The sequence below is a fragment of the Streptomyces sp. PA03-3a genome, from assembly GCF_033792735.1.
In the GTDB taxonomy this organism is placed as follows: Bacteria; Actinomycetota; Actinomycetes; order Streptomycetales; family Streptomycetaceae; genus Actinacidiphila.
In genome coordinates, this window is record NZ_JARAVM010000043.1 from 1 (window position 1) to 13,074 (window position 13,074).

Below are 13,074 nucleotides of genomic sequence, written 5' to 3' on the forward strand. Positions count from 1 at the left end.
GCGCGCAGGTCCTGCCCCGGGTGCCGTACCCGCTCCGCGCGGCGGCCCACGGCGGCGGCTGGGCCGGCGCCCCCGCCGCGGCCGGTCACGGAGGCTCCTGGCTCGCCCTGCACCTGGTGCCTGCCGGGCGCGCTCGGGCGCGGTGAGTGCCGCCACGGACGGGCCTGGCCGCGGCCGCACCAGTGCCGCGCTGCCACCGCGGCCGTGAGACGGGCCTCCAGCGACGGGACGGGGGACACGTCACGGGCGGCGAGCACGTGGCGCTCCGGCGCCCGGAGGGCGTCAGTGGTGGAGGGCCGCCTTGGCGCGCTCCAGGGCGACGCGGACCGCCGCGGACAGGGTCTCGATGTCGTACGCGCGGTAGTGGCGGCGGCCGTTGATGAAGAAGGTCGGCGTGCCCGACACATTGCTCAGGTCCGCGGACTCGGCGTCCTCGGCGACCCGGACCGCGACGGCACGGCTCTCGAGGTCGTGCCGGAAGCGCTCCATGTCGAGCCCGGCCGCCTCGGCCAGCCGCTCCAGTCCGCGGATGTCGAGCGCCTGGGGGTGCGCGAAGATCTGGTCGTGCATCTCCCAGAAGCGGTCCTGCTCGGCCGCTGCCTCGGCGGCACGGGCGGTCTGCACGGCGTGGGGGTGCACATCGGCGAGCGGCAGATGGCGCCAGACGTACCGTACGTCGCCGAAGTCGGCGAGCAGGTCGCGGATGACGGGCTCCGCCTCACCGCAGTAGGGGCACTCGAAGTCGCCGTACTCGACGACGGTGACCAGGGCGTCGTGCGGGCCGCGCACATGGTCGCGCTCCGGGTCCACGGGGACGGCCAGGTCCTCCAGTTGCTGCGCCTTGCCCAGCAGCGCCCGCCGGCGCACCGCCCGGGGCAGCCGGGACAGGACGAGCGTCACGCCCCAGGTGAACAGGAAGGACAGGACGACCGCGGCGAGGATGCCGACCTTGGCCTCGGTGAGCCGCGCGCCCTCGAAGGCGCGGGCCGCGATGAGCAGGGCGATGGTGAAGCCGATGCCGGAGATGGTGCCGCCGGCCGTCACCGCCCCCCAGCCGACCGGCGGGCGCAGCCGCCCGCGGCTGAGCCGCGTGGTCAGCGCCGAGGCGCCCACGATGCCGAGCGGCTTGCCCACCGCGTAGGCGACGACGATGCCCAAGGTGACGGGGGAGGTGAACGCGGCCGCCAACTGCCGTGCGTCGAGGGTGATGCCGGCGTTGGCCAGGGCGAAGGCGGGGACGATCAGGTAGCTCGTCCAGGGGCGGAACAGCTCCTGCAGCCGGGAGTTGAGCGACACCGACAGCGCCAGGCCCCGCCGGGCGTCGCGCTCCAGAGCGGGGGTGGGCTGCTCCCTGAAACGCAGGTAGAGCGTGCTGGCCCGGCGAAGGTCGGCGCCGCGCGCCGGGTGGTCGCAGGCCATGAGGCCGAGCGCCAGCCCGGTGACGACGGGATCCACCCCGGAGCCGAGCAGGGCGAACCACACGGCCACACCGGTCAGCGCGAAGGCGGCGCCGCGGAACTCGCCGCACGCCCGCACGATGGAGTTGGACGCCACGAGTCCGACGACGAAGATGCCGATGGCGACGAGTAGTTCCGGCCAGGAGATGCCGCTGGTGTAGGCGAAGGCGATGACGGCGAGCGCGATGAAGTCGTCGACGACGGACGCGGTCAGGATGAACGCCCGGGTGGCCGCGGGGAGTCTGCGGCCCAGCAGGGCGTAGAGCCCGAGGGCGAACGCGGTGTCGGTGGAGATCACGGTGCCCCAGCCGCGCGCTTCGGGGGTGCCGTGGGTGAACGCGAGGTAGAGCGCGAGCGGTACGAGCATGCCGGCCAGTCCGGCCGTCGTGGGCAGGGTGATCCGGGTCCGTTCGCGGAACTCGCCGAGGTCGAACTCCCGGCGGGTCTCCAGGCCGACCATGAAGAAGAACAGCGTCATCAGCCCGCTGTTGATCCACTCCCGCAGGTCGAGCGACACCCCCTGCGAGCCCAGGGTGAGCGACAGATGGGTGTGCCACACCGACTCGTAGCTCTCCGGCGCCAGATTGGCCCAGGCCAGGGCGATGACGGTGGCCGCCAGCAGGAAACCGGCGCCCGCGGTCTCGGTGCGCAGGAAACGCAGACGCGGAGTGGTCACGCCAGGGCGGCGCGGAGTCTGCCCCGTTGCTTGCAGTGACGAGAACGCGCTCACCCGCACATCGTGGCACGAGCCCGCGACAGCGGCCTGTCGCACGGCCCTCCGGGGCTGACCGGCGGCGCCTTCGGGGCCTGCCCGGAGCCCGCGGAGCCTACGCACGGTGACCGCTCCGCCCGCCGCGGGCCCGGCGGTTGGCGCCCCGGCGCCGGACGTTCGAGACTGCAAGGAGACGACTTCTTCCCGTACGGCCGGACAAGCGCCCACGACCTCGTGGCAGCGGGCCGCTGGGCTGCGGAAGGCCGTAGACCCTCAGGTGATCACATGGTGGACAAATCAGCCGAGGTCCGTGGGCGCGATCAGGATCAGGCCCCGACCACCGGGGGAGATCGCGCCGGTCCCGGGACCGGCACCGAAAGGATCCTCGCGGAGACCCTGGCCGGCGTCGTCCACGCCGATCAGGTCCGCGTGGACAGCCACTTCTTCGACGACCTGGGCGCCGACTCGCTGGTCATGGCGCACTTCTGCGCACGGCTGAGGAAACGGCCGGACGCGCCGTCGGTGTCGATGAAGGAGATCTACCGCCATCCCACCGTCCGCAGCCTGGCCGCCGCCCTCGACGACGCCCCGCCGGCCGCCACCGCCGCCCCCGAGACCGCGACAGGTCCGGTACGGGCCGCGGCGCCGCGGCCGGTCGCGGGAGCGCCGACCGGCGCCCCCCACTACGTGCTCTGCGCGGTGCTGCAACTCGCCTTCTTCATGGCGTACTCCTTCGGGGCCGCCCTCGTCCTCACCAAGGGCGTGGACTGGATCGCCGGGGCCTCGGGCCTGGTCGACACCTATCTGCGGGCGATCGCCTTCGGCGGCGTGACCTTCGCGGCGGTGTGCGTGCTCCCCGTCGTCGCCAAGTGGGTGCTCGTCGGCCGGTGGCGCCCCCGGCAGATCCGCATCTGGAGCATGGACTACGTGCGCTTCTGGTGCGTCAAGACGCTCATCCGGTCGGATCCGCTGGTGTTCTTCCACGGGTCGCCGCTGTACACGCTCTACCTGCGGGCGCTCGGCGCGAGGATCGGGCGCCGCGTCACCGTCCTGTCACGGCGCGTGCCGGTCTGCACCGACCTGCTCACCATCGGCGACGACACGGTGATCCGCAAGGACGTGTTCTTCTCGGGCTACCGCGCCGAGTCCGGGGTGATCAGGACCGGCCCCGTCACGCTCGGCAAGGACGTGCTCGTCGGCGAGGTGACGGTGATCGACATCGACACGGTCATGGGCGACGGTACCCAGCTCGGGCACGCCTCCTCGCTCCACGCCGGCCAGCGCGTGCCCGACGGCGAGCACTGGCACGGGTCCCCGGCCCAGCCCGCCGACGTCGACTACCGGGCCGTCGGACCGGCCCGCTGCGGCGCCGCGCGCCGGGCGGGCTACTCCCTGTCGCAACTGCTCGGAGCGGTCCTGGTGTACGTGCCGCTGGCCATCGCCGGCTCGGTGCTGCTGTTCGCCGCCGTGCCGCAGTTCGCCTCGCTCCTGGAGCCGGGCCCCACGGCGCTGACGACCTGGGGGTTCTACGCCGACGCCCTGGTCACCTCGATCGCCCTGTTCTTCGGCGCGGTGGTGCTCGGCCTGCTGTTCACGGTGACGGTCCCGCGCGTGCTGAACCTCGCCGTCAGACCGGACACGGTCTACCCCCTGTTCGGCTTCCGGTACGGGATGCACCGGACCATCGGCTTCCTGACCAACCGGCGCTTCTTCAAGACCCTGTTCGGCGACAGCTCGGCGATCGTCCACTACCTCGGCGGCCTGGGCTACCGGCTCTCGCACGTGGAGCAGACCGGGTCGAACTTCGGCACGATCATGAAGCAGGACAACCCGTTCCTCAGTTCCGTCGGCCGGGGGACGATGGTGGCCGACGGGCTGTCGATCGTCAACGCCGACTTCTCCAGCTCGTCCTTCTGCGTCTCGCGGGTCACCATCGGTCCGCACAACTTCGTCGGCAACTACGTCGCCTACCCGTCGCAGGGCAGGACGGGGGACAACTGCCTGCTGGCGACGAAGGTCATGGTCCCGGTGGACGGGCAGGTCAGGCAGGGCGTCGGCCTGCTGGGCTCGCCCAGTTTCGAGATCCCGCGGTCCGTCCTGCGCGACAGCAAGTTCGACCACCTCAAGGACGGCGAGACCTTCCGGCGCCGTCTGGCGGCCAAGAACCGGCACAACGTCTTCACCATGGCGCTGCATCTGCTCGCACGGTGGGTCTTCTTCTTCTGGGCGGCGCTCGTGGTGTCGATCGCCGCGGACCTGTACTCCACGCTCGGTCTGTCGGTGATCGCCCTCGCCAACGTCCTCACCCTCGCCTTCACCGTCGTCGACATGGTGCTCTCCGAACGCATCGCCACCGGATTCCGGGGGCTGCGGCCGCTGTACTGCTCGATCTACGAACGTCCCTTCTGGCGGCACGAGCGCTACTGGAAGGTGACCAGCGTGAGCGAGGCGATCATGGTCTTCAACGGCACGCCCTTCAAGAGCGTCATCTGGCGCTGGCTGGGCGTCCGGGTGGGCCGGCGGGTCTTCGACGACGGCTGCTACTTCCCGGAGCGCTCCCTGGTCGCCATCGGGGACGAGTGCGTGCTCAACGAGGGCAGCCGCATCCAGTGCCACTCGCAGGAGGACGGCACCTTCAAGTCCGACCACAGTGCCCTGGGGGCCGGCTGCACCGTCGGCGTCGGCGCCCTCGTCCACTACGGCGTGACGATGGGCGACGGGACGGTCCTCGCGCCCGACTCCTTCCTGATGAAGGGCGAGGAGATGCCGCAGGGCGCCCACTGGGCCGGGAACCCCGCGCGGGAGATGCCGGACGAGCTGCCGGTGCCCCCGGCCCACCGCGTCGACGCGGCCGCCGCCCGGACCAGGACCGGCTGAACGGCGGCGCCGGGCCGCGCTCCGTGACCGTCCGGACACTGCGGTGGCACGCGGGCCCGATCGGGCCAACACTGGTGGAGTACGGGCAAATCGACTACGGCGGGCGCCACTCAGCCGTTGTGGGCCCGCCGGACGGGTGGGCAAGGTGACGACTTCCCCCTTCGGGTCCGGCGACCCGTTCTCCGACCTCTTCAACCGCTTCTTCGGGATGAGCCCGGCGGCATCGCCACCCGCCGTCCAGCGCGTCCCCATCGGGCGACTGCTCAGCGACTCCTCCAGCCAACTGCTGGCGGCCGCCGCGAGCAGGGCGGCCGCGGACGGCGCCGACCTCGACACCGAGCACCTGCTGTGGGCGGCCACCCGCGTACCGGCGGGCCGGCAACTGCTGGAGCAGGCGGGCGTGGACCCCGACCGGCTGGCCGAGGACGTGGCGGCGGTCCTGCCCTCGGGCACCGGCGGCGGGGAGCCCGCGCTCACCCCGGCCGCGAAGCGCGCCCTGCTCGCCGCGCACGCGCGCTCCCAGGCCACCGGCGCCTCCTACATCGGCCCGGAGCACATCCTCGCCGCGCTCGCCGACGATCCGCGCTCCGGCCTCGAGATGCGCTCCGAGGGCGCCGACCCCACGGCCATGGCGGGCAGGGGCGGCGGCACGCGGTCCGCGCCGACCGACACCCCGACCCTGGACGAGTACGGCCGGGACCTCACCGAGGAGGCGCGCGGCGGGCGGCTGGACCCGGTGATCGGCCGCGGCGAGGAGATCGAGCAGACCGTCGAGGTGCTGTCCCGGCGGACCAAGAACAACCCCGTGCTCATCGGCGACCCCGGCGTCGGCAAGACCGCCATCGTCGAGGGCCTCGCCCAGCGGATCGTGGCCGGGGAGGTGCCCAGGGCCCTGCGGGACCGCCGGGTGGTCGGCCTGGACCTCGCCGGACTCGTGGCCGGCTCCAAGTACCGCGGGGAGTTCGAGGAACGCCTGAAGAAGGTGATCGACGAGGTTACCGCGGCGAAGAGCGGCGTCATCCTGTTCATCGACGAACTCCACACCGTCGTCGGCGCCGGGGCGGGCGGCGAGGGGGCCATGGACGCGGGGAACATCCTCAAACCCGCCCTGGCCCGCGGCGATCTGAGCGTGGTCGGCGCCACCACCATCGACGAGTACCGCAGGTACATCGAGAAGGACGCGGCCCTCGAACGCCGCTTCCAGCCGGTGATGGTGCCCGAGCCCTCCGTCGACGAGACGGTCGAGATCCTGCGCGGACTGCGCGACTCGTACGAGGCGCACCACCAGGTGCGCTACACCGACGAGGCGCTGGACGCCGCGGCCGCCCTGTCCGACCGCTACATCAGCGACCGCTTCCTGCCCGACAAGGCCATCGACCTCATGGACCAGGCCGGCGCCCGCGTGGGCCTGCGGTCCCTGGGCGGCCCGGGCCCGTCCGACGAGCTGGAGGAGCGCCTGACCAAGCTCCGCCGCGAGAAGGACGAGGCCGTCAGCACCGAGGACTTCGAACGCGCCGGCGGCCTCAAGGAGCGGATCCGGGAGCTGGAGAACGAACTCGCCGCGGTCGCCGGGGAACGGGAGCAGACCCCGGGCGTCACCGCCGAGGACATCGCCGAAGTGCTGTCCGCGCGCACCGGCATCCCCGTCTCCCAGCTGACCGAGACCGAGCGCGAGCGGCTGATGAAGCTGGAGGAGCACCTCCACAGGCGGGTGATCGGCCAGGACGAGGCGGTCGACGCCGTCGCCCAGGCCGTGCGCCGAGGCCGCGCCGGCATGGGCGACCCCGACCGGCCCACCGGCAGCTTCCTGTTCCTCGGGCCGACCGGCGTCGGCAAGACGGAACTCGCCAAGGCGCTCGCCGAGTTGCTCTTCGGCGACCCCGAGCGCATGATCCGCTTCGACATGAGCGAGTTCCAGGAGAAGCACACCGTCTCCCGGCTCGTCGGCTCCCCGCCCGGCTACGTCGGATACGACGAGGCGGGGCAGCTCACCGAGGCGGTGCGCCGCAAGCCGTACAGCGTCGTGCTGTTCGACGAGGTCGAGAAGGCCCATCCGGACGTCTTCAACCTGCTGCTACAGGTGCTGGACGACGGGCGCCTCACCGACGCCCAGGGCCGCACGGTGGACTTCCGCAACACCGTGGTCATCATGACCAGCAACATCGCCTCCAAGCACATCCTCGACCACGAAGGGGCGATCGACGACATCAGGGACGACCTGATGGCCGAGCTCCAGGCGCACTTCCGGCCCGAGTTCCTCAACCGCATCGACGAGATCATCGTCTTCCACGCGCTGACCCGGTCGGACCTCGTGCAGATCGTCGACCTGCTGCTGGAGCGCAGCCGCCGCAAACTGCACGCCCAGCAGATCGGCCTCGATGTCACCCAGGCCGCCAAGGAGTGGCTGGCCGACCGGGGCTACCAACCGGAGTTCGGGGCGCGTCCGTTGCGCCGCACCATCCAGACCGAACTCGACAACAGGCTCTCCAACATGCTGCTCGACGGCACCCTCAACCCAGGAGACACGGTCGTCGCCGACGTCAGGGACGGGCGGTTGACCCTCGGCCTCGAGGGCCGCGAAGCGCAGGATCCGGCCGAGGAGGCGGCGGCGTCGGACGGCTGACGCCGGCCCACCAGGCAGCTCACGGGCGGGCATCCGCCCCCGGGCCCGCGCCCTCCCCGGAACCGAACGGGGCGGGCGCCGGGAGGAGACGGAAAATGACGGGTCACATGTACCTCGCCTACGACTACCCCGTCCTGGGCGCGTTCTGGACGATGATGTGGATCTTCCTGTGGGTCATCTGGATCTTCCTCATCGTCCGCGTCGTGATGGACGTCTTCCGCGACGACGCGATGAACGGATGGGCCAAGGCGGCATGGCTGCTCTTCGTGCTCGTCCTCCCCTTCATCGGGATCCTCGCGTACCTGCTCTTCCGCGGCTCGGGCATGGGCAGGCGCGAGGCGGAGCAGATGCGCAACCGCCAGAAGGCGTTCGACGAGTACGTCCGCGAGACCGCCGGCGGCGGCACGGCGGCCGGCGGGGTCGACGCGCTCGCCAAGCTCTCGGAGCTCAAGGCGAAGGGCGACCTGACGGAGGAGGAGTTCCAGCGCTTCAAGGAGAAGGTCCTGCACTGAACGGTCCTCGTCGCGCGGCGGCGTGCGCCGCCGCGCGCAGCGCCGGGGGAGACCATGAACGCACCGTACGGACACGCCACGACGCAGGGTCCGGCCGACCCCGACGAGGTGCTCGGCAAGCTGGGCGGTTCCTGGGGGTGGTCCCTGGGCTTCGCGCTCGCGACGCTCGTGGCGGGGGTCGTCGTGCTCGTCTGGCCGGACGAGACGCTGCACGTGCTGGCGGTCGTCATCGGCCTCTACCTGCTCCTCGCGGGCGTCTTCCGCTTCGTCACGGCGTTCTCCCGCCGGGACGGCGGCGGCAGGGTGACGGCCGTGATCGTCGCGGTGGTCGCCGTGCTCGCCGGGGTCCTGTGCCTGCGGCACCCGCTGCAGACCACCGCCGTGCTCTCCCTCGTCCTCGGCGCGTACTGGCTGGTGTCCGGGCTGCTCGTGGGGTTCATCGCCATCGCGGGACGGGACATGCCGCACCGCGGGATGGCGTTCGCGGTGGCCGCGCTCGGGGTCGTCGCCGGGATCGTCGTGCTCGCCTTCCCCGTGCAGTCGGCGGTCGCGCTGGCCCGGCTGGTCGGGCTGTGGCTCGTCCTGCTGGGCCTGGCCGAGGCGGCGGCGGCCCTCGCGCTGCGCTCCCTCGCGAAACGGCCGGCGCCGGCGGGTCCGCCCCGGTGATCAGGGCGCGGCGTCGCCGGCGGTCTGCGCGGGCGCCGGGGTCCGCAGCGTCCGCTCGGCCCAGCTGGTCTTGCCCTGCCCGTGGTAGCGGGTGCCCCACTGGTCGGCGCAACGCGAGACGATGAACAGGCCGCGCCCGCTCTCGTCCAGGGTCCGGGCGTGCTTCAGGTGCCGCGCGCCCGCGCCCGCGTTCAGGAGGTGAGGAGCCGCTCGTCGGACGGGGCCGGGGAGGGCGAGGGGAAGCCGTCGCCGTACTGCACCGCGATCATGGCTATGTCGTCGTCGAGCTTGATGGCGCCGCCGCCCACGTGCAGCGAGAGCCCGTCGAGCACGTGCTGGAGCAGTTCCTCCGGACGGGAGCCCGGCCAGGTGGCCACGTGCGCGCCCAGGTCGTAGAACTGGCCGTCGTCGTTGCGGGCCTCGATGGCCCCGTCGGTGTAGAGCAGCAGCGTCGCCTCGCGGCCGAAGGGGAAGGTGTCGACGACGTAGTCCCCGGCGTCCAGGCTGCCCAGGCCGAGCGGGGGAGAGGGCGTGACGGGGGACAGCAGCAGGGTGCCGGACCGCCGTGCCATGTAGGGCGGCGGATGCCCGCAGTTGACCATGTGGATCTCGGTGCAGTCGTCGGGGACCTCGAGGACCAGCGCGGTGATGAACCGCTCCACGGCGTCGCTGTCGGTCCGGCCCGTCTCCTCGAAGTGGCCGCGTATCGAGTGCTCCAGGTCGGCCATCAGCTCCGGGAGCGAGCCGAACCTGCGGGCCGCCCCCCGGAACGCCCCGAGCAGGGCCTCCGCGTCCTCGACCGCCGGCAACCCCTTGCCCTTGACGTCCCCGATCAGGAAGCGCACCCCCGCCGCGCTCCTGGCCACCGCGTACAGGTCCCCGCCGATCTGCGCGTACGGATGGGAGGCGTGGTACGCCGCCCGCACGAGCAGCGGCCCGATGCGCGGGGGCAGCGGGCGCAGCAGGACGCGCTGGATGGTGTCGGACACGATCCGCACCTCCATCAGCTCCCTGACGCTGCGGTCGCGGATGCTGCGGGAGGCGATGACGAAGGCCGAGACGAGGAGGATCTCCAGCTGGTGCACGGCGGGGATGGACGTGCCCAGCAGGTCGTCGTGCACGTCCAGCACCAAGGCCGCCACGCAGGACAGGGCGGCGCTCAGGGTCGTCGTCCCCGGCCCCGCCAGCACCGCAGTGGTGGCGGGGACCACCACCATCAGCGAGGCCAGGTGCTCGGTGGGCGGCAGTATGAAGCCGGTGACGACGATGGAGATGATCATGAATAGGGCCAGGCCCAGCGGCCCGTGGCCCTGGGTCAGCAGCGTCACCCAGGAGGGGGCGGCCCCCGAGCGGTGCGGCGCCGCCCGCCGCCCGGGCAGCCGCCGCAGGCGGTGCGTGAGGCTGTCCTTCATCGCGGCTCCGGGTCCCCGACGGGTCCGGGGGCCGGAGTAGGAAGGCCGTCCTCCAGCGCTGGCGGTCGCATATACCGAATGTACGCCCCGCAAACATTACGGGTCATCGTGGTGGGTAATGGCGCTGTTCGGTAAAAGCGGATGAAGCGGGAAAGGTGTGGGCGGTGCGCCCGGTCCGAAGGCCCGGGACGCCGGTCTGTCAGCCCGCGAAACCAAGTCCGTGAACGCCGGCCCGTGAGGCTCAGCCCGTGAACGCCTCGACCAGGGTCCAGACGGCCAGGCCCGCCATGCAGACGCCGCCGACGCGCTGGATGGTCTTCAGCGGGACCTTCTTGGCGATGAACCGGCCCACCACCAGTGCGAGGGCGGAGACCGACATCAGTGCCGCGGCCGAGCCGATCGCGGTCGGCAGCCAGCCGTTGGTGGCGGCGAGGTTGGCGGTGGTGATCTGCGTGAGGTCGCCCCACTCGCTGATGAACACGGCCGTGAACGCGGTGGAGTACACCGGCCAGAACCCGGTCACGGTCCTGCCGGCCTCGTCGTGGTCGTCGTCGCCCCCGCCCCGCAGCAGCACCACGGCGCCGAAGGCGAACAGGGCGGCGGAGACCAGTTTCACCGCCATGTTCGGCAGCATGCTGATCAGGCTGCCCGCGCCCACCGCGATGGCCACGTGCAGGATGAAGGCGGTCGAGCTGCCGAACCAGACGTAGAGCGGGCGCATGCGCGTGCCCATCGCCAGCGAGGCGAACATCGTCTTGTCCGGGAGTTCGGCGAGGAAGATCAGCCCGAAGGCGGTGACGAGCGCCAGGGGGTCGAAGGTCATTCCGGTGCTTTCTGCTGGGACCGGACCGTGGACTCGACGGCACCCAGAGGGCGACGGGAAGCGCCGACGGCCCGGCACGACGGAGCGGCCCGCACGGCGGTGCGGACCACGTCTTGCCTTGGCCGAAGGTCTCGTCCACCCCCGCACCCGGTGCGGCGGCCCGGTGGCCGGGACGTCCACGGACGTCCAGTGTGTCGACCAGCCGGTATTGCGGGACTACTCCCCTTCGCTTCACCCAGTGTACCCAACGCCCCGGTCGGCCCCGCCGCCCCGCCGCTGTGAGCGGCCCCGGACGGCGGACGCGTGGGCCCTTGTGCGACGCCCGCCCGTTCGGCCGGCGGCGCGGGATACTGGGCGCATGAAGCTGACGGTGTTCTGGGAACGGATGCGCGTGCACTTCGGCGAGACGTACGCCGACTCCTTCGCGCGCGACCACGTGATGTCCGAGCTCGGCGGCCGGACCGTCCACCAGGCACTGGACGAGGGCTGGGAGACCAAGGACGTCTGGCGGGCGGTGTGCGCGGCCGTCGACGTCCCGGCATCGCGCCGCTGAGCACGGGGGCGGGACTGAGGGCGTGACGGGCAGCGACGAGACGATAGCCGGGGCGACCGGGGCGACCGGGGCTCCGCGGTCCCCGGGGGAGCCCCGGGAACCGGGGCGCGGAACGGGTGCGGGAGAGGGTGCGGTGGGTTCGGGGATGCCGCGCTGGCTGCCGAGGGCGATGGTGCTGGCGATCGCGCTGCTGGCCGCCTTCCAACTGGCGAACTGGGCGTTCCACCAGGTCATCGGATTGCTGGTGAACATCCTGCTGGCCTTCTTCGCCGCCCTGGCGATCGAGCCGGCCGTGGACTGGATGGCCGCGCGCGGGATGCGCAGGGGCTGGGCGACCGGGCTGGTGTTCCTGATCGTGCTCGCCGCGGGCGGGATCTTCGTGGTGCTGCTCGGCTCGCTGCTGGTGGACCAGATCACCTCGATCGGCAGCAATCTGCCGGAGTACGTCGACGACGTGGTCGTGTGGGTCAATCAGACCTTCGGCACCGACCTGTCCGTCGGCAAGCTGCAGGAGAACGTGCTGCACTCCGACTGGCTGCGCACCTATGTGCAGCGGCAGGCGGGCAACGTGTGGGGGCTGTCGGCGACGGTCCTCGGCGGGGTCTTCCAGGTGCTGACGATCGGCCTGTTCACCTTCTACTTCGCCGCCGACGGGCCCCGGATGCGCCGCGCCGTCTGCTCGGTGCTGCCGCCGGCCCGGCAGGCCGAGGTGCTGCGGGCATGGGAGATCGCGGTCGCCAAGACCGGCGGCTACCTGTACTCGCGGGCCCTGATGGCGCTGATCTCCGCCGTCGCCCACTACGTGCTGTTCGTGGTCATCGAGGTGCCGTACGCGCCGGCGCTGGCGGTCTGGGTCGGTGTCGTCTCGCAGTTCGTGCCGACGGTCGGCACGTACCTGGCGGGGGCGCTGCCGATGCTGATCGCGTTCACGCAGGACCCGTGGGACGCGCTGTGGGTGCTGGGCTTCGTCGTGGTCTACCAGCAGTTCGAGAACTACGTGCTGCAGCCGCGGATCACCGCGCGCACCGTCGACATCCACCCCGCGGTGGCCTTCGGGTCGGTGATCGCCGGCACCGCGCTGCTGGGGGCGGTGGGCGCTCTGGTGGCGATCCCGGCGACGGCGACGCTGCAGGGCTTCCTCGGGGCGTACGTGAAGCGGTACGCCGTCACGGACCCGCGGGCGCACGGGCCGCAGCGGCGGCCGCTGTTCCGGTGGCGGTCGCGCGGGGCCGGCCGGGGCGGGGCGGCCGACGGGCCGGGCGGCGGGCCGGGCACCGGTCCCGGGCCCGAGAGGGCTTCCCGGGACGCGCGGGACCGGCGGGACCACCGGGGCGGGGCGGACGACGGGGGCGCCTGAGGTTCGCGGGTCGCTTGACACGAAAATCGAACATCCATTCTTATGGAGGTGCCGGGCCCGGTTTCCCAAGGGTTTTCACGGA

General features: G+C 72.2%; 9 protein-coding genes. 6 read left to right on the forward strand and 3 right to left on the reverse strand.

Annotated features, from left to right (window positions below):
- Nucleotides 1-282 precede the first annotated feature (282 nt).
- Nucleotides 283-2,133, reverse strand: a complete 1,851-nt coding sequence (locus PV342_RS35225) for a Na+/H+ antiporter NhaA (RefSeq protein ID WP_400795382.1) — start codon at nucleotides 2,131-2,133, stop codon at nucleotides 283-285.
- A 321-nt stretch (nucleotides 2,134-2,454) separates the two neighbouring features.
- Here PV342_RS35225 and PV342_RS35230 point away from each other — a divergent pair, with 321 nt between their 5' ends.
- From PV342_RS35230 to PV342_RS35245, 4 genes are all read left to right on the forward strand, one after another.
- Nucleotides 2,455-5,046, forward strand: a complete 2,592-nt coding sequence (locus PV342_RS35230) for a Pls/PosA family non-ribosomal peptide synthetase (protein ID WP_500320255.1) — start codon at nucleotides 2,455-2,457, stop codon at nucleotides 5,044-5,046.
- A gap of 145 nt (nucleotides 5,047-5,191) precedes the next feature.
- Nucleotides 5,192-7,669 (forward strand): ATP-dependent Clp protease ATP-binding subunit, encoded by a 2,478-nt coding sequence (locus PV342_RS35235; protein ID WP_400795388.1) that lies wholly within the window; start codon nucleotides 5,192-5,194, stop codon nucleotides 7,667-7,669.
- A gap of 95 nt (nucleotides 7,670-7,764) precedes the next feature.
- Nucleotides 7,765-8,181, forward strand: coding sequence for an SHOCT domain-containing protein (locus PV342_RS35240; RefSeq protein WP_329185369.1), 417 nt, complete (start codon nucleotides 7,765-7,767; stop codon nucleotides 8,179-8,181).
- A 54-nt stretch (nucleotides 8,182-8,235) separates the two neighbouring features.
- Complete coding sequence (locus PV342_RS35245; RefSeq protein WP_400795391.1) at nucleotides 8,236-8,847, forward strand: HdeD family acid-resistance protein; 612 nt, start codon at nucleotides 8,236-8,238, stop codon at nucleotides 8,845-8,847.
- A 191-nt stretch (nucleotides 8,848-9,038) separates the two neighbouring features.
- Here PV342_RS35245 and PV342_RS35250 read toward each other — a convergent pair whose 3' ends face one another.
- Entirely contained in the window at nucleotides 9,039-10,259 is a 1,221-nt protein-coding gene (locus PV342_RS35250) for a PP2C family protein-serine/threonine phosphatase (protein ID WP_400795394.1), read from the reverse strand.
- A 241-nt stretch (nucleotides 10,260-10,500) separates the two neighbouring features.
- Nucleotides 10,501-11,082, reverse strand: coding sequence for a TMEM165/GDT1 family protein (locus tag PV342_RS35255; protein WP_400795397.1), 582 nt, complete (start codon nucleotides 11,080-11,082; stop codon nucleotides 10,501-10,503).
- Between the two features lie 358 nt (nucleotides 11,083-11,440).
- Between PV342_RS35255 and PV342_RS35260 the strand changes: the two genes are divergently transcribed.
- Nucleotides 11,441-11,635, forward strand: a complete 195-nt coding sequence (locus PV342_RS35260) for a DUF3046 domain-containing protein (protein WP_018561797.1) — start codon at nucleotides 11,441-11,443, stop codon at nucleotides 11,633-11,635.
- Nucleotides 11,636-11,780: 145 nt separating this feature from the next.
- Nucleotides 11,781-12,992 (forward strand): AI-2E family transporter, encoded by a 1,212-nt coding sequence (locus PV342_RS35265; protein ID WP_400796476.1) that lies wholly within the window; start codon nucleotides 11,781-11,783, stop codon nucleotides 12,990-12,992.
- The last annotated feature ends 82 nt before the right edge of the window (nucleotides 12,993-13,074 follow it).

What these genes read in the sequence shown, in the direction of transcription:
- PV342_RS35250 (WP_400795394.1), bottom strand. Translation starts at nt 10,259, where the DNA reads ATGAAGGACAGCCTCACGCACCGCCTGCGGCGGCTGCCCGGGCGGCGG.
- PV342_RS35230 (WP_500320255.1), top strand. Translation starts at nt 2,455, where the DNA reads ATGGTGGACAAATCAGCCGAGGTCCGTGGGCGCGATCAGGATCAGGCC.
- PV342_RS35260 (WP_018561797.1), top strand. Translation starts at nt 11,441, where the DNA reads ATGAAGCTGACGGTGTTCTGGGAACGGATGCGCGTGCACTTCGGCGAG.
- PV342_RS35255 (WP_400795397.1), bottom strand. Translation starts at nt 11,082, where the DNA reads ATGACCTTCGACCCCCTGGCGCTCGTCACCGCCTTCGGGCTGATCTTC.
- PV342_RS35240 (WP_329185369.1), top strand. Translation starts at nt 7,765, where the DNA reads ATGACGGGTCACATGTACCTCGCCTACGACTACCCCGTCCTGGGCGCG.
- PV342_RS35245 (WP_400795391.1), top strand. Translation starts at nt 8,236, where the DNA reads ATGAACGCACCGTACGGACACGCCACGACGCAGGGTCCGGCCGACCCC.
- PV342_RS35265 (WP_400796476.1), top strand. Translation starts at nt 11,781, where the DNA reads ATGCCGCGCTGGCTGCCGAGGGCGATGGTGCTGGCGATCGCGCTGCTG.